Below are 16,232 nucleotides of genomic sequence, written 5' to 3' on the forward strand. Positions count from 1 at the left end.
TGGAGCGATTGCAGGCCAGATAAGCGTAGCGCCAGGCAATTAACCGAGCAGCACGCGCTCAATATTATTGCAGCCCAGCGCTTTCAGGGTAGCGGAGGTCGCATCCCACTGAATCAACGGCGCATCGGCTTTTTCAGCCAGCACAGCACGCTGGATATCCGGGTAGTCATAACCGTTAAGGTTCAACAGGTTTAACGCGCCTTGCAGCGGCGGCAGGGTCGGGTTGAAGGCGGCATTTTCCGCATAGCTACCGCTAAAAATTCGACCATCTTTACATTCCAGCGCCACGCCGCTTGGGGAGTTGCTGTACGGCATATGACATCTGTTAGCGGCGGTGATAGCCGCTTGGGTCAACGCATCGCCCTGCAGCGCGAAGCCGTGATCCTGATCGTCCATCAGCAGCGTTTTAATCTCCAGATCTTTCGGTCCGAAGGCGTCTGGCAGGTAATCGCGCAGCACGTGTGGCGCACGTCCCGGCAGATGAATACGTAAATCCAGTCCGCTGTTCAGTTCGTTCATAAACTGGCGACAGTGGCCGCACGGCGTGTAGTTGACGGTGATGGCGGCGAGCCCTTTTTCACCGCGCAGCCAGGCATGGCTAATGGCGCTTTGCTCGGCATGAACGGTTTGCTGCATGGTCGCCCCCAGGAACTCCATGTTGCCACCGAAGTACCAGGTGCCGCTGATGCCGCGAGAAATTGCCCCAACGTTGAAGTTGGACAGCGGAGTACGCGCGCAGGCCGCAGCCAGCGGCAAAAGAGCGAATGCCAGCGCGTCTTCGTCCAGTCCCGATTCGCGTTTCAGCAAAGAGACCTGCTCAGCAGTCAGCATGGCGGGGAAATGCGCATCCGCCAGAACAGGCGCCAGGGCTGATTGCAAGTTATCCGCGAGTTGGGCAAAAGCAGTTTGAAAACGTGGATGCATGGCGATGCCTCATAACAATGTAATGGAATCGTAGTTTACGGGCCTGTTACGGCTTTATATGTGATCCAAATCTCATTGTGTATGCAACTTATGAAACTTAAATTAAAAATGTGCAACGCATCGCAAATAATTAGCCAAAAATTGAAGGTTAACCGACCAGGGCCAGAATAATCGGGAACAGGAATGGGGCGACCAACGAGGTGATAATGCCGCAAATAACCAGCGCCAGAGAGCTAAACGCGCCTTCCTGATAGTCCAGCTCTGCACAGCGTGCGGTACCCAGGGCGTGCGAAGCGGTACCCATAGCCAGTCCACGTGCGGCTTTGGTGCGAATACGCATCGCATTGAGCAAAGTATGACCAAACACAGCCCCGAGGATACCAACAAAAATGACGCACACGGCGCTGATGGCCGGAATACCACCAATACTTCCTCCCACTGCCATAGCGATAGGCGTGGTTACCGATTTCGGCATGATTGACGCAGCAATTTGCGGCGATGCGCCCATCAACAAGGCGATTGTTGTACCTGTAACCATCGCCACTACGCTCCCCGCAAAGCAGATGGCAATAATTGATTTCCAGCGAGCGCGAATCTGGTGCAGCTGTTCGTATAACGGATAGGCCAGCGCGACCACGGCAGGTTGCAGCAAATCGTTCAGCACCTCACTGCCTTTGAAATAGTGATCGTAGGGAATTCCGGTCAGCATCAGAATGGGAATGATCACCACCATGGCGACCAGTAGCGGGTTCAATAGCGGCATTTTAAATCGTGCAGCCAGCTTACGTGCGCCAAAAAATACCGCCAGCGTAAGGGGTAACGACCACCAGATATACGACATCATTCTTTAGACCCTTTTTGCCCAACGATTTTGCGCTCACCGTGCACAATGTGAGAACTCCAGCTCACCACCAGGAAAACGACCAGCGTACTGATGGTACAGGACACCACCACCGGACCAAATTGCGCACGGAGCAGATCAAAGTACTGCATGATCCCCACGCCAATCGGGACAAACAACAGGGCCATATAGCGAATCAGCACATAGCAGCCGGGGTTAACCCATTTTGCCGGTAGCACCTGCAAAGCCAGTAAGACAAACAGAATCAGCATGCCGATAATGCTGCCCGGAATGGTGATGGGGAGTAGCGATGCAAGAAAAATACCTGCATAGAGGCAGGCATAAATCAGGACGAATGCGCGCAAATATTGCCAGATAATGTTCAGTGCTTTGCTCATAGTTGAAACCCTTGACGAGACTGATTCATCATACAATTAAACTTCAAAACGTGCTACCGATCACATCATGAATTCTAAGCATAGAAGAAATAGATATCTGGAACATCGGGCGATGGCCCTAACTGTTCACGTTAAACCTGTGCCAGGTAATACAGAAAACGATTCAGGGCGGTCGTGGGTGTTTCATTGTTGCGCCAGAACACGCCTACGCTGCCTTTTTGTTCAATCTTCGGCAGATTCAGGATAGCCAGCTGTCCCTGGGCGGCATAACGCTGCGCCAGGCGTAGAGAAAGAATAGAGATCATGTCGCTACTTTGCAGCAGGTTGGTGCTGACGTTTATCGACGCCGACTCAATGATGTTTTCCGGTAGCATGACGCCGTTATCTACCAGCGCGTTGTCAATGCTTATCCGGATGGGCGTTCCCGTCGGCCAGACAATCCAGCGCCAGTTAGCCAGATCATGCCAGGTGAGCAGGGGATATTTTGCCAGCGGATGGTCGGGGCGCGCGACGAAACATACCGGCTCGGTATACAGCACCTGGTAATTGAGCGGCAACTGAAGCGCCCGGCCACCGACGCGTCCGACCACCACATCCACCGAACCCGCGAGCAGATCGTGCAACAGCGGGGTCATCACCTTCTCTTCAATATTAAGATGCAAGGTCGGCAGCTCTGTGAGCAAACCCAGTATCGCCTGTGAAACGCAGTCCGTCGCCACCGGCGAGCAGCCAATCTTCAGACTCCCTACCAGGCCTCCCTGCTTAAAACGGGCGATTTCATACTGTGAACGTTCCATATCATTGATCAGGCGTTGGGCATGCTGCAGTAGCAGCTTGCCGCCTTCTGAAGGGCGTAAGCCTTTGCTATGACGTTCAAAGAGTGTGATACCCATCTCATCTTCGAGCTGCGATAACCATTTTGACAACGCTGGCTGGGTGATATTCATCATTCGGGCGACGTGAGTCAAATTCCCCTGTTCGCCCAGCGCAATAAGCGTTTGCAGGTGGTGTAACTTAAGTTTCTGCGCCCAGTTAGCCATTTGCTATAACCTCCAGGTTATGCCTCTGCATGAAAAGCCATTGTACATTTCATCTCCAAACATACAAAGTCGCAACATACCTAAAACAAAACAGACATCTACTCTACCTGCACTGAGGCATTCACTATGACTCAACAACGTGATCTACAAGCACTGATCGATTCCGCCCCCGTCGGTAAGACCCAGTGGCGCGTTATCATTTGCTGTTTTTTGGTCGTCATGCTCGACGGTTTTGATACTGCGGCTATTGGTTTTATCGCGCCCGACATTCGCACCCACTGGCAACTGACGGCCGGAGATCTGGCGCCGTTGTTTGGCGCAGGCCTGCTGGGTCTGACCGCTGGCGCACTGCTCTGCGGTCCGCTATCGGATCGTTTTGGCCGCAAACGGGTGATTGAACTCTGCGTGGCGCTGTTCGGCGCACTGAGCCTGATTTCGGCTTTTTCCCCCGATCTGCAAACGCTGGTTTTTTTGCGCTTCCTTACCGGGTTAGGCCTGGGCGGCGCGATGCCAAATACTATCACTATGACCTCAGAATACCTGCCAGCGCGTCGACGTGGTGCACTGGTCACCATGATGTTCTGCGGTTTTACCCTGGGCTCGGCGATGGGCGGGATTGTCAGCGCACAGCTGGTGCCGGTTATTGGCTGGCACGGCATCCTGGTGCTGGGAGGCGTGCTACCGCTGATGCTGTTTGTGGCTCTGCTGTTTGCGCTGCCGGAATCCCCACGCTGGCAGGTTCGTCGTCAGTTGCCGCAAAACGTGATTGCCAGAACCGTCAGCGCCTTCACCCGGGAACGTTATGACAATACCCAATTTTATCTCAACGAGGGCGCCGCGATTGCGAAAGGCAGCATTCGCCAGCTGTTCGTCGGGCAACAGTTGCCCATTACCCTGATGTTATGGGTGGTGTTCTTTATGAGCCTGCTGATCATTTATCTGCTCTCCAGCTGGATGCCAACGCTGCTTAACCATCGCGGAATTGACCTGCAGCATGCCTCATGGGTGACCGCCGCCTTTCAGATTGGCGGTACGCTCGGTGCGCTGGTGCTGGGAGTGCTGATGGATAAATACAACCCTTTCCGCGTGCTGGCAGTGAGCTATGCGCTGGGTGCGGTGTGTATTGTCATGATTGGTCTGAGCGAGAACGGCCTGTGGCTGATGGCGCTGGCCATTTTTGGCACCGGCATCGGCATCAGCGGTTCGCAGGTGGGCCTGAATGCCTTAACCGCCACGCTTTATCCGACGCAGAGCCGGGCCACGGGCGTCAGCTGGTCTAATGCGATTGGCCGCTGCGGCGCGATTGTCGGCTCGCTCTCCGGCGGCGTGATGATGGCGATGAATTTCTCATTCGATAACCTGTTTTTCATTATTGCCGTTCCGGCGGCCATCAGCGCGGTGATGCTTATGCTGCTGACGGTTGTTATCCGCCAGTCGGCCTCTGTCCCTGACGCGTTGTCACGCGTAGGCATCGTGAACAAATAAGGAGAATCTCTATGTCAGAACTTAATCAGGATGTTAAGAACAGCCGTCAGCAGTTTTACCAGCATATTTCCGGGCAGAATCTGACCCCGCTGTGGGAGTCGCTGCACCGCCTGGTACCGCCAACGCCGAACGCACATTGTGCTCCTGCGTACTGGAACTATCAGGAGATCCGCCCGCTGCTGCTGGAAAGCGGCGATCTGATTGGCGCGAAAGAGGCGATTCGTCGCGTACTGGTGCTGGAAAACCCCATGCTGCGCGGACAGTCTTCAATCACCCCAACGCTGTACGCCGGATTGCAGTTAATCATGCCGGGCGAGGTTGCCCCGAGTCACCGGCATAATCAGTCTGCGCTGCGCTTTATTGTCGAAGGGAAAGGGGCATTTACCGCGGTGGATGGCGAGCGCACCCAAATGCATGAAGGCGATTTTATTCTGACGCCACAGTGGCGCTGGCACGACCACGGCAACCCAGGCAGTGAACCGGTGGTGTGGCTGGACGGTCTGGATCTGCCACTGGTGAATCTGCTGGGTTGCGGCTTTGCGGAAGATTACCCGGAGGATCAGCAACCGGTCACGCGCAAGGAAGGGGATTACTTACCACGCTACGCGGCCAATATGCTGCCGCTGCGTCATCAGAAGGGTAACTCATCGCCAATTTTCAACTATCGCTACGATCGCAGCCGTGAAGCGCTGCATGACCTGACCCGCATGGGCGACGCCGATGAGTGGGACGGTTACAAGATGCGTTACGTCAACCCGGTAACCGGTGGTTATCCCATGCCTTCAATGGGGACCTTTTTACAACTGTTGCCGAAGGGCTTTTCCTCGCGGATGGCGCGTACCACCGACAGCACTATCTATCACGTGGTGGAAGGAAGCGGGCAGGTCACCATCGGCACCGAGATCTTCAATTTTTCGCCAAAAGATATCTTCGTGGTGCCAACCTGGCACGGCGTGTCATTCCAGGCCCACGAAGATGCCGTCTTATTTAGTTTTTCGGACAGACCGGTTCAGGAAGCGCTGGGGTTGTTCCGTGAAGCACGTTATTAATTTGGGAGAGAGAAAATGACGCAATACGTATTCGAACCACAAGCGCCTGTTACCGTTCCGGTCGTTGGCAGTAATGAACAGTTTCCCGTGCGTCGCGTTTACTGCGTGGGCCGCAACTATGCCGCTCATGCGCGTGAAATGGGTTTTGATCCGGATCGCGAACCGCCGTTCTTCTTCTGTAAACCTGCCGATGCAGTGGTCCCGGTGGCGGCCGGTCAAACCCTCGAGCTGCCATACCCGTCGCAGACCGATAACTATCACTATGAGATAGAGCTGGTGGTGGCGATCGGTAAAAAGGGCAGCGATATACCCCTGGAAAAAGCGCACGAATATATCTGGGGCTATGCCACTGGTCTGGATATGACCCGCCGCGACAGGCAGATGGAGATGCGCCAGATGGGGCGTCCGTGGGAAATCGGCAAAGCATTTGATCTCTCAGCCCCCATCGCGCCGCTGCATAAAGCCAGCGAAAGTGCGGATGTTAACAACGCGCCTATCTGGTTGCAGGTCAACGGCGACGATCATCAGCGTAGCGATATTCGCCACCTCATCTGGTCCGTTAATGAAACCATTAGCTATCTGTCCGGCTTTTTCGAACTACAGCCGGGCGATTTGATCTACACAGGCACGCCAGAGGGCGTGGGCGCAGTGGTGAAAGGAGATGTGATCACCGGCAATGTAGACGGTTTAACCCCCATCGCTGTGAAGATTGTCTGAGGTGGATGATGAAGCTGTACAGTTTCTTTAACAGCTCAGCGTCATATCGCGTACGCATTGCGCTGGCGCTGAAGGGGCTTGATTACCAGACGGTGGGTGTCAACATTCGCATCGGTCAGCAGAACGAGCTGGCTTACCGGCGGATGAACCCGGTAGGGCTTGTACCGACGCTGGTCACTGATGAGGGAGAATCACTCGGGCAGTCGCTGGCGATAACCGACTGGCTGGATGGTCACTTTCCGCAGTCGCCGCTGCTGCCAGCCGACTTCCCGACGCGCAGCCGGGTGCTGGAAATTGTTTATGCCATCGCTTGTGATATCCATCCTGTGAATAACATGCGGGTACTGCGCTACCTGAGCGAAGAGCTAAAGGTCAGTGAAGAGGATAAAAAACGCTGGTATGCGCACTGGATCCAGCAAGGGTTAAGCGCGGTGGAACAGATGCTGCGCCAGAGTCACTCGGGGACGTTCTGCGTGGGGGATGCGCCGACGCTGGCGGATTGCTGTCTGATCCCGCAGTGGGCGAACGCGTTACGTATGGGCTGTGATCTGAGCGGGTATCCGCGCTGTAAGGCGGTATACGATGCCTGTACCCAGCTTCCGGCGTTTATCGCCGCCGCGCCCGAGAATCAACAAGACAAAATTCCAGCCTGATAAGGAGAACGACAATGGCTAAAGTGACACGCGCAATTATCGTGGGTGGCGGGATTGGCGGCGCGGCGACCGCGCTGTCGCTGGCCCGTCAAGGCATTAAAGTGATGTTGCTGGAGAAAGCGCACGAGATTGGTGAGATTGGTGCGGGCATTCAGCTCGGGCCGAACGCGTTTTCTGCTCTGGACAGCCTTGGTGTGGGTGACGTCGCCCGCAAGCGCGCCGTTTTTACCGATCACATCACCATGATGGATGCGGTAAACGCGAAAGAGGTTGTACATATTGAAACCGGGCAGGCGTTCCGCGATCACTTTGGCGGTCCTTATGCGGTTATCCATCGGGTTGATATTCATGCTTCTGTCTGGGAAGCGGCACTGGTTCATCCCAACGTTGAGTATCGCACTTCAACTAACGTGGTTGATATTCGCCAGACAGAAGATGATGTGACGGTATTTGATGAGCACGGTAACAGCTGGACAGCGGATATTTTGGTGGGCTGTGACGGTGTGAAGTCGGTTGTGCGGCAGTCTCTGATTGGCGATGCGCCACGCGTTACCGGGCACGTGGTCTATCGCGCGGTGATTGATTGCGATGATATGCCGGAAGATTTGCGCATTAACGCGCCGGTGCTGTGGGCCGGACCGCACTGCCACCTGGTGCACTATCCACTGCGCGGCGGCAAGCAGTATAACCTGGTGGTGACCTTCCACAGTCGTCAGCAGGAGGAGTGGGGGGTAAAGGATGGCAGTAAAGAGGAAGTGCTCTCCTATTTTGCCGGTATTCATGCGCGTCCGCGTCAGATGCTGGATAAGCCGACCTCATGGCGTCGTTGGTCCACCGCTGACCGCGAACCGGTAGAGAAATGGGGGACCGACCGCATTACGCTGGTGGGTGATGCTGCGCATCCGGTGGCACAATATATGGCGCAGGGCGCCTGTATGGCGCTTGAAGATGCCGTTACTCTCGGTAAGGCGTTACAGCAGTGTGACGGCGATGCGGCTGATGCCTTTGCCTTGTATGAGTCGGTGCGTATTCCGCGTACTGCGCGCATCGTCTGGTCGACGCGCGAAATGGGACGTGTGTACCACGCCGCAGGCGTCGAGCGCCAGGTGCGTAATCTGCTGTGGAAAGGCAAATCTCAGGCGGAATTTTATCGTGGTATGGAATGGCTGTACGGCTGGAAAGAAGATAACTGCCTGTTGCCGCGCTGAGCCTCTTTAATCTCCCGAACGGAGGCGCTACCATAGCGCCTCTTTTTTTGCGGGTGACGATATGCGTGTTTTACTGGCGCCGATGGAAGGCGTGCTCGACTCACTGGTGCGCGAGCTGCTGACTGAAGTGAATGATTACGATCTGTGCATCACCGAGTTTGTGCGCGTGGTAGATCAGCTCCTGCCGGCAAAAGTATTCCATCGGCTCTGCCCGGAACTGCATAACAATAGCCGGACGCCATCCGGCACGCGGGTGCGCATACAGTTGCTGGGGCAGTATCCGCAGTGGCTGGCGGAGAACGCGGCGCGCGCGGTAGAACTGGGCTCGTTTGGTGTCGATCTGAACTGTGGCTGCCCGTCGAAGCTGGTCAACGGCAGCGGCGGTGGCGCAACGTTATTAAAAGATCCTGAACTCATCTACCGGGGCGCAAAAGCCATGCGCGAGGCGGTTCCGGATCATCTCCCCGTGACGGTGAAAGTGCGTCTGGGCTGGGACAACAGCGACAGGCAGTTTGAAATTGCTGATGCCGTTCAGCAGGCGGGCGCCAGCGAGCTGGCGGTGCATGGCCGAACCAAGGAACAGGGCTATAAGGCCGAACATATCAACTGGCAGGCGATCGGTGAGATCCGCCAGCGGCTTACCATTCCGGTTATCGCAAATGGCGAAATCTGGGACTGGCAAAGCGCCCAGGACTGTATGGCTATCAGCGGATGCGATGCGGTGATGATCGGCCGTGGGGCATTAAATATTCCGAACCTGAGCCGTGTGGTGAAGTACAACGAGCCGCGTATGCCGTGGCCTGATGTCGTGATGCTGTTGCAAAAATATACTCGTCTTGAAAAGCAGGGTGATACCGGGCTGTACCACGTGGCGCGGATTAAACAATGGTTAGGATATTTGCGTAAAGAATACTCAGAGGCAACCGCGCTGTTTCAGGAAATTCGCGCATTAAACAATTCACCGGATATCGCGCGCGCGATTCAGGCCATTGATATCGCTAAATTGCATTAACACATTAATCGGCCACCGGAGTGGCCTTTGTTTCAAAAAATCATCTTAAACACGCCAGTTACCACCAATAACCCAATCAGAAAAATAACTAAAATAATCCACAGTAAGATTTTCATCAGCGTTCCTTTTTTGGTGAGTTCAGGTTAAGTATAGGAAAGCCTGTGAAAATCTTCCTGTAATGACCCTACTCCGGTTTACGCGCGCTGAGCAGAAACACCATTGGCCGCTCTTTTTCTTCATCCAGCGCCGGGTTTTCAGCAATCTGTTCAGCGGACGGTCCCCATTCATCGACACAAACGATTTCGAATCCGGCGGCTATCAGCGCATTAATCCAGGTCGCCAGCTTACGGTGCTGTTTTTTGACACCCTCCGCGAACCAGTTACTGATGCGTGTGCCTTCCTGCTGATAGTGATTGACCGGCCAGGACTGTTGCCCGGTTTTATCTTTTATCCAACCCTGATTAAGCGGTGCAGTATAAATGGGATGCTCGGCAGAGAATACCAACATGCCTCCCGGTGTTAACGACTGGTAAATCGTTACGAATAATCGCGCGATATCGCGCAAATAGTGCAGGGCAAGTGAGCTGTAAACCAGGTCAAAGGAATTTGGCGACAGGGAAAGCGTTTCGAGATCTTCACGGCGATAAACGATGCCATTACCCTGCGTCATGCTGTGCGCCTGGGTTAACATCTTTTGTGAAATATCCAGTCCCACTACGCTGGCCGCCTGGTTATCGCGCGCGTAGCGGCAAAACCAGCCGTATCCGCAACCCAAATCGAGGATATTTTTTCCCTGTAGAGCGGGGAGCATCGCTTGTATTGTCGGCCATTCTGGCGCACCGTCGAGCCCTTTTACTGAACGGTCCAGCGTGGCATATCCGGCAAAGAACTCGGGATCGTCATAGATATTCTGTGACATAATGTCTCCATCCATAAATTATTGAAATTAATTAATCTAAATTATTTGTTGGGTGTATATTTTTCCGATTATATATTTTTATTGCCAAAGGTGTATTGCCACGCGTAACTAAAAAAGGAAACGCGACAAGTCGTAATCTCAGCACATCTTTTCTTACCTGTGTCTCTCCATGAATCGTAATTCTGCTTTTGTCACGACGGCATTGTTGCCGCTTTTTATTTTGATGTCAGGTTGCGCGCCGATGCATGATGACCGCCAGTCTCTGTCACAGCAGACCCCCGCTGCGAATGTCGATACCACATTGCCTGCGGCGTTAAAAAATGGCTGGCCGGACAGCCAATGGTGGAAGGCATACCATGACCCCCAGCTTAATGCGCTGATTGACAGCACGTTACGCAACTCCCCTGATATGCAGGTCGCGGAACAGCGCATTCAACTGGCGGAGGCGCAGGCTAAGGCTGTGGAGGCGCAGGATGGCCCGGAGATCGATTTCTCTGCAGATGTGGAGCGTCAGAGAATGTCAGCCGAAGGGCTGATGGGTCCGTTTGCCATTACCGATCCGGCCGCCGGGACGACCGGGCCGTGGTACACCAACGGCACCTTTGGTTTAACTGCTGGCTGGAATCTGGATCTGTGGGGTAAAAATCGGGCCGAAGTGACGGCACGTATTGGGGCCGTTAAGGCGCGTGAAGCCGAGCGCGAGCAAACGCAACAGGTGCTGGCGAGCGGTGTGGCTCGTCTTTACTGGGAATGGCAAACGCAGGCCGGGCTGAAAACCGTGTTGACGCAAATCGAAACCGAGCAGCAGAACGTCATTAACGTTGATCGTCAACTGTATCAAAATGGTCTTACTTCTTCGGTGGAAGGCGTTGAAACCGATATCGATTCCAGCAAAACAGAGCAGCAGCTGAACGATGTCAGCGGTAAAATGAAGGTAATTGAAGCGCGGTTGAGCGCGCTGACCAACTCGCAGTCCACAGCCCTGAAACTCCATTCGACCCCGCTGCCCGCGGTGGAAAGCCAGCTCCCGTCCCAGCTAGGTTATTCGCTGCTGGCCCGCCGACCGGATTTGCAGGCGGCGCACTGGTACATTGAGTCATCGCTGAGCAGCATTGATGCGGCGAAAGCGGCGTTTTATCCCGATGTAAATCTGATGGCATTTTTACAACAGGATGCGTTACATCTGAGCGACTTGTTTCGCCATTCCGCGCAGCAAATGGGCGTAACGGCCGGGCTGACGCTGCCTATCTTTGATAGCGGCAGGCTGAACGCGAATCTCGACATTACTCAAGCGCAAAGCAACCTGACGGTGGCGAATTACAACAAAGCCGTGGTGGATGCGGTGAATGACGTGGCGCGTGCAGCTTCGCAGGTAGAAACCCTCGCGCAGAAGAATCAGCATCAGCAGCAGATTGAGCATGATGCACTGCGCGTAGTGGGTCTGGCGCAGGCGCGCTTCAATGCCGGAATTATTGCGGGCTCCCGGGTAAGTGAGGCAAAGATCCCGGCATTACGTGAACAGTGCAACGCTCTGCTTTTACAAGGGCAATGGCTGGATGCCTCAATCCAGTTGAACCGTGCGCTGGGGGGCGGCTACCACGCTTCGTAACGCACCCGCCCGGTAGACATCGCGCTACCGGGCTGTACTTTTGCTGCTGCGTTTTTTTAACCACCACCGAACGCCAGGCACCAGCACAATCACCAGAGCCAGCCATATCCAGTGCTTAATATGCTGGTCGAGATTGTGTAGCCACGGCGCAATGACTTCTCCCCCCACGTAACCCAGAGTGGTAAATATCAGCGCCCACGCCAGCGCCCCCAGGATATTCAACGGCAGGAAAATTTTAGGCGGCAAATGGCTTGCGCCAATCAGCAACGGGCCGATCACGCGAAAACCATACATAAAACGGGTGCCAATCACGAACAGATAAGGACGGCGCTGGATCATTTTCTGCGCCCGGCGGATTTTGTCGCGATGTTTTGAGAAACGACGCAAAATTTTTCCACCGTAACGACGCCCAAGCAGATACAGCAATTGATCGCCAATCATCCCGCCCAGGGCCACAGAGATAACCACCAGAGGAAATTTAAGTAATCCCTGATGTGCCGCCACGCCGCCCAGCAGGGTAATGGTTTCACCTTCGGCCAAACTGCCAATGACCAATGCGGCGTAACCGTAATGTGCAATAAGACTGTTTATATCCATATGTCTGGATGACCTCCCGACGTTAAGCATACACCCTGTGAATCATCGTGGGGTTTAAAAGCGCTGAATTAGCGGTTCGTCATTTTTGTTGTTGTACAAAAATTAACCCAAAGCTGAATTATACTTGAACTGTTGAGGTCCGGAGCTGACAAGAAGGGGGCGGTATGAACCATGTCTGGGGGCTGTTTTCCCATCCCGATCGTGAAATGCATGTGATCAACAGCGAAAACGAAAGCGTTTCGCATCACTATACCCACCATGTACTGCTGATGGCGGCAATCCCGGTTGTTTGTGCGTTCATCGGTACCACACAAATCGGCTGGGATTTTGGCGATGGCAATATCCTGAAATTATCCCTGTTGACTGGATTTGCAATGGCGATTCTGTTTTACGGGGTGATGCTGGCGGGCGTTGCCGTCATGGGCCGGGTTATCTGGTGGATGGCGCGTAACTACCCGCAGCGTCCGTCGCTGGCGCATTGTATGGTCTTTGCCGGATATGTCGCGACGCCGCTGTTTTTAAGCGGGCTGGTCGCACTTTATCCGCTGGTCTGGCTGTGCGCATTAGTCGGGACTCTCGCGCTGTTTTACACCGGTTATTTACTTTATCTCGGTATTCCAACGTTCCTGAATATCACTCGTGAGGAAGGGTTGAGTTTTTCCAGTTCGACGCTGGCAATCGGTGTGCTGGTACTGGAGGTTCTGCTGGCTATTACGGTAATCCTGTGGGGTTACGGCTATCGGTTATTCTGACGAATAAACCTGTCTACGCTGCGTTGTTGACGTAAAAGTCAGCAACGCAGCATTTCGAGACGATTCTCCTGTGGCAGCAAACCTGCCGGATCGCTATGATGCCTGAGCTAGCTTGAGATAATACTTAATCTCTGGCGGTGTGCGTTGTGACGTGCGTGAACCATTATCAGAAATCTCATCATGCTGAAATTCCGAGTTTCATTATTAAGCCTTGCCCTGGTGCTGGCCGTTCCTTTTGCACCCCAAGCCGTGGCGAAAACGGCAACTACCGCAGCGGCTTCTCAACCTGAGATAGCGTCCGGTAGCGCGATGATCGTTGATCTGAATACCAACAAAGTTATCTATTCGAACCACCCGGACCTTGTGCGCCCGATTGCGTCGATTACCAAATTAATGACGGCGATGGTGGTGCTTGATGCACGACTGCCGCTGAATGAAAAGCTGAAAGTCGATATTAGCCAGACGCCGGAGATGAAAGGCATTTACTCTCGCGTACGACTGAACAGTGAAATCAGCCGTAAAGACATGTTACTACTGGCGCTGATGTCATCAGAAAACCGCGCGGCGGCGAGCCTGGCGCATCATTACCCGGGCGGATACAACGCGTTTATCAAAGCCATGAATGCCAAAGCGAAAGCGCTCGGCATGTCTCAGACACGCTTTGTGGAACCCACTGGTTTGTCGATTCATAACGTCTCGACCGCCCGTGACTTAACCAAGCTGCTGATCGCCAGCAAACAGTATCCGCTGATCGGCCAGTTAAGTACCACGCGTGAAGATATGGCGACGTTTGCCAACCCTGCGTATACGCTGCCGTTTCGTAACACCAACCATCTGGTATACCGCGATAACTGGAATATTCAGTTAACGAAAACCGGTTTTACCAATGCGGCAGGCCACTGTCTGGTGATGCGCACGGTGATTAACAACAAGCCGGTGGCGCTGGTGGTGATGGATGCCTTTGGCAAATATACTCACTTTGCCGATGCCAGCCGTTTACGTACCTGGATTGAAACGGGCAAGGTGATGCCGGTTCCGGCGGCGGCGCTGAGCTATAAAAAGCAAAAAGCTGCGCAGATGGCAGCGGCTGGTTCGGCGAAGGGCGAGCAAACCGCACAGAACGATTAAATAAGATGTCTTATCCGGCCTACGCATAGCGAATGTAGCAGTAGGCCGGGCAAGCGAAGCGCCCCGGCAACATGCCCGGTAGCGCTTATCTTTTTCAGGTTTACTATTCTTTCCAGAACTTCTGCTTACTCGTTTTCCCAATACCCGGATTCATACTGTTGGTGGGGTCATTCTCACGGTAAAAACGGGTCAAGGTTTCCGGTGCCTGATACAGATGCCCGACGTTATGCTCTGCCGGATACTGCGCCCCACGCTCACGAAGGAGTTCCAGCATCTGCTCTTTGAGCGCATGCGCATCCACGCCTTTTTTCACGATGTAATCCTGATGGAAAACGTAACACATAAAGTGACCGTAATAGAGTTTGTGCACCAGTTGACTGTCGATCTCTGGAGGCAGATGCTCGTACCATTCGGTGTCGTTACGACGCAGCGCGATATCCAGCGCCAGAATATCTTCCACCTCATCCGCATGTACGGCCTGATAACGAATAGCCGCACCAGCCGCCGCGAAGCGGTGCAAGAACGCCTTGCTGCCTTCTTCCGCCGTACAGGCAAAGAAGTCGCCTTCAGCGGTTTTGAAATACTCGCTTAGCCAGTTTTGGGCTTCAGCCACGCCGCCACCGGCCATTTTTAACAGCAGGTGATGCTCGTACTTATCGCGCCAGCTTTTCATGCGCGCCGGTAAGTGGCTGGGGAACAAATGACCAAATTTCTGCATTGCCCGGTCGGTGAAGTGAGGACGGAAAATTTTCACTTTTTCCAGCATCGCATCGGTGCGACCTTTCAGGGTGAAGAAGAACGGCATTTTGTCGGTGCCGAGCTTGTCGATCATCAGAAACGTATCTTTGCCGTATTGCTCAGCGATGTCGTAAATATCGCGGTGCATATATTCACCGGCGACCGGCAGATGCTCGAATTTTGCCAGAATATGACGGCGGATCTCCGTCAGCACCTCTGGCTGGTTGGTGCCGATGTAAAAGACCTGCTGGTTTTTTTCGGCTTCGAAGGTGTCCAGACGCACGGCAAAGACTGCGAGCTTGCCTGCACAACCGGACGATTCAAACAAGCGATCCGGGTCAGCGTTATAGCGTGCGGGCGTGTCTGCGTCGATATCTCTGACACGGGTAACGTAGTCGTGATCGTGCGCGTGACGCCCGTCGTGGCGAACATCGTCATCTCTAATACGCTCGTCATCCAGTTTGCTCAGGATCTGCTCCGGGGTCTGGCCCAGCTCGATACCCAGATGGTTAACCAGCTGTAATTTTCCCTGTTCGTCAATACGCGCAAACAGCGACATCTCCGTGTATGCCGGGCCGCGCTGTACCAGCGAGCCGCCGGAGTTGTTGCAAATGCCACCGATAACCGAAGCGCCGATACAGGAAGATCCGATTACCGAATGCGGTTCACGGCCAAACGGTTTGAGCGCTTTTTCCAGCGAATAGAGCGTGGTTCCTGGATAGGCCAGCACCTGTTCACCTTTGCCGATGACGTGCAGCTTATCAAGACGCAGGGTGCTGATAATGACAATCTCGCGGTCGTAATCATTACCACTCGGCGTAGACCCTTCGGTCAGGCCGGTGTTAGCGGCCTGCATCAGGATAATTTTATCCGCGGCGACGCAGGCGCTCAAAACGCGCCATAGTTCTAAAAGCGACCCGGGGAACACGACGGCAAGCGCATCGCCCTGGCCGGAGCGGAATCCCTTGCGATAGCGGGCGGTTTTAGCAGGTTCTGTCAGCAGGTGTGAATGACCCACCAGACGGGTCAGTTCATTCAGGAAAGCTTTATTATCTGTTGTAATGGAAGACATTCTCCACTCCTTGTGGTGGGACTCAATATCAGGAACAAGCATAGCGCTTTGTATGACAATACGCTTTCTCATTCATATTGTCTCTGGTTC

At 54.0% G+C, this 16,232-nt stretch carries 17 protein-coding genes; 9 read left to right on the forward strand and 8 right to left on the reverse strand.

What is annotated here, in order from left to right:
• Positions 1–39 precede the first annotated feature (39 nt).
• From cdd to GFC06_RS12455, 4 genes are all read right to left on the reverse strand, one after another.
• The gene (gene cdd, locus GFC06_RS12440; protein WP_016153713.1) at positions 40–924 is read right to left on the reverse strand and encodes a cytidine deaminase; all 885 of its coding nucleotides are present in this window, start codon (positions 922–924) and stop codon (positions 40–42) included.
• A gap of 148 nt (positions 925–1,072) precedes the next feature.
• Positions 1,073–1,768 (reverse strand): CidB/LrgB family autolysis modulator, encoded by a 696-nt coding sequence (locus GFC06_RS12445; RefSeq protein ID WP_016153712.1) that lies wholly within the window; start codon positions 1,766–1,768, stop codon positions 1,073–1,075.
• Positions 1,765–2,163, reverse strand: a complete 399-nt coding sequence (locus tag GFC06_RS12450) for a CidA/LrgA family protein (RefSeq protein ID WP_016153711.1) — start codon at positions 2,161–2,163, stop codon at positions 1,765–1,767. The genes GFC06_RS12445 and GFC06_RS12450 overlap by 4 nt, the downstream gene beginning before the upstream one ends.
• A 131-nt stretch (positions 2,164–2,294) precedes the next feature.
• Positions 2,295–3,203, reverse strand: a complete 909-nt coding sequence (locus GFC06_RS12455; RefSeq protein WP_016153710.1) for a LysR substrate-binding domain-containing protein — start codon at positions 3,201–3,203, stop codon at positions 2,295–2,297.
• 126 nt (positions 3,204–3,329) lie between these two features.
• On the opposite strand from GFC06_RS12455, the gene mhbT reads away from it, so the two are divergent.
• The 6 genes from mhbT to dusC all read left to right on the forward strand — a co-directional run bounded on the left by mhbT (position 3,330) and on the right by dusC (position 9,327).
• The gene (gene mhbT, locus GFC06_RS12460; RefSeq protein ID WP_153690207.1) at positions 3,330–4,688 is read left to right on the forward strand and encodes a 3-hydroxybenzoate transporter MhbT; all 1,359 of its coding nucleotides are present in this window, start codon (positions 3,330–3,332) and stop codon (positions 4,686–4,688) included.
• Between the two features lie 11 nt (positions 4,689–4,699).
• The gene (gene gtdA / locus GFC06_RS12465) at positions 4,700–5,737 is read left to right on the forward strand and encodes a gentisate 1,2-dioxygenase (RefSeq protein WP_019077221.1); all 1,038 of its coding nucleotides are present in this window, start codon (positions 4,700–4,702) and stop codon (positions 5,735–5,737) included.
• A 15-nt stretch (positions 5,738–5,752) separates the two neighbouring features.
• Complete coding sequence (locus tag GFC06_RS12470; protein WP_016153707.1) at positions 5,753–6,454, forward strand: fumarylacetoacetate hydrolase family protein; 702 nt, start codon at positions 5,753–5,755, stop codon at positions 6,452–6,454.
• A gap of 8 nt (positions 6,455–6,462) precedes the next feature.
• Positions 6,463–7,107: a maleylacetoacetate isomerase gene (maiA, locus tag GFC06_RS12475; RefSeq protein ID WP_019077220.1), complete on the forward strand. Its 645-nt coding sequence runs from the start codon at positions 6,463–6,465 to the stop codon at positions 7,105–7,107.
• 14 nt (positions 7,108–7,121) lie between these two features.
• Positions 7,122–8,315, forward strand: a complete 1,194-nt coding sequence (locus GFC06_RS12480) for a 3-hydroxybenzoate 6-monooxygenase (RefSeq protein WP_047500993.1) — start codon at positions 7,122–7,124, stop codon at positions 8,313–8,315.
• Positions 8,316–8,376: 61 nt separating this feature from the next.
• Positions 8,377–9,327, forward strand: a complete 951-nt coding sequence (gene dusC, locus GFC06_RS12485) for a tRNA dihydrouridine(16) synthase DusC (protein WP_016153704.1) — start codon at positions 8,377–8,379, stop codon at positions 9,325–9,327.
• A 32-nt stretch (positions 9,328–9,359) separates the two neighbouring features.
• Here the strand turns inward: dusC and GFC06_RS23595 are convergent, their stop codons facing one another.
• Both GFC06_RS23595 and GFC06_RS12490 read right to left on the reverse strand, forming a co-directional pair.
• Entirely contained in the window at positions 9,360–9,443 is an 84-nt protein-coding gene (locus GFC06_RS23595; protein ID WP_019077217.1) for a small membrane protein YohP, read from the reverse strand.
• Positions 9,444–9,511: 68 nt separating this feature from the next.
• Positions 9,512–10,246: a class I SAM-dependent methyltransferase gene (locus tag GFC06_RS12490; protein ID WP_016153703.1), complete on the reverse strand. Its 735-nt coding sequence runs from the start codon at positions 10,244–10,246 to the stop codon at positions 9,512–9,514.
• 169 nt (positions 10,247–10,415) lie between these two features.
• Between GFC06_RS12490 and mdtQ the strand changes: the two genes are divergently transcribed.
• Entirely contained in the window at positions 10,416–11,855 is a 1,440-nt protein-coding gene (mdtQ, locus tag GFC06_RS12495) for a multidrug resistance outer membrane protein MdtQ (protein WP_153690208.1), read from the forward strand.
• 24 nt (positions 11,856–11,879) lie between these two features.
• Here the strand turns inward: mdtQ and GFC06_RS12500 are convergent, their stop codons facing one another.
• Positions 11,880–12,452: a DedA family protein gene (locus GFC06_RS12500; RefSeq protein ID WP_016153701.1), complete on the reverse strand. Its 573-nt coding sequence runs from the start codon at positions 12,450–12,452 to the stop codon at positions 11,880–11,882.
• 164 nt (positions 12,453–12,616) lie between these two features.
• On the opposite strand from GFC06_RS12500, the gene GFC06_RS12505 reads away from it, so the two are divergent.
• Positions 12,617–13,204, forward strand: coding sequence for a Yip1 family protein (locus GFC06_RS12505; RefSeq protein WP_016153700.1), 588 nt, complete (start codon positions 12,617–12,619; stop codon positions 13,202–13,204).
• A gap of 180 nt (positions 13,205–13,384) precedes the next feature.
• Entirely contained in the window at positions 13,385–14,332 is a 948-nt protein-coding gene (gene pbpG, locus GFC06_RS12510) for a D-alanyl-D-alanine endopeptidase (RefSeq protein ID WP_153690209.1), read from the forward strand.
• A 103-nt stretch (positions 14,333–14,435) separates the two neighbouring features.
• Here pbpG and dld read toward each other — a convergent pair whose 3' ends face one another.
• Entirely contained in the window at positions 14,436–16,142 is a 1,707-nt protein-coding gene (gene dld, locus GFC06_RS12515; RefSeq protein ID WP_153690210.1) for a D-lactate dehydrogenase, read from the reverse strand.
• Positions 16,143–16,232: the final 90 nt, after the last annotated feature.

This window comes from Citrobacter braakii, from assembly GCF_009648935.1.
Lineage (GTDB): Bacteria > Pseudomonadota > Gammaproteobacteria > Enterobacterales > Enterobacteriaceae > Citrobacter > Citrobacter braakii.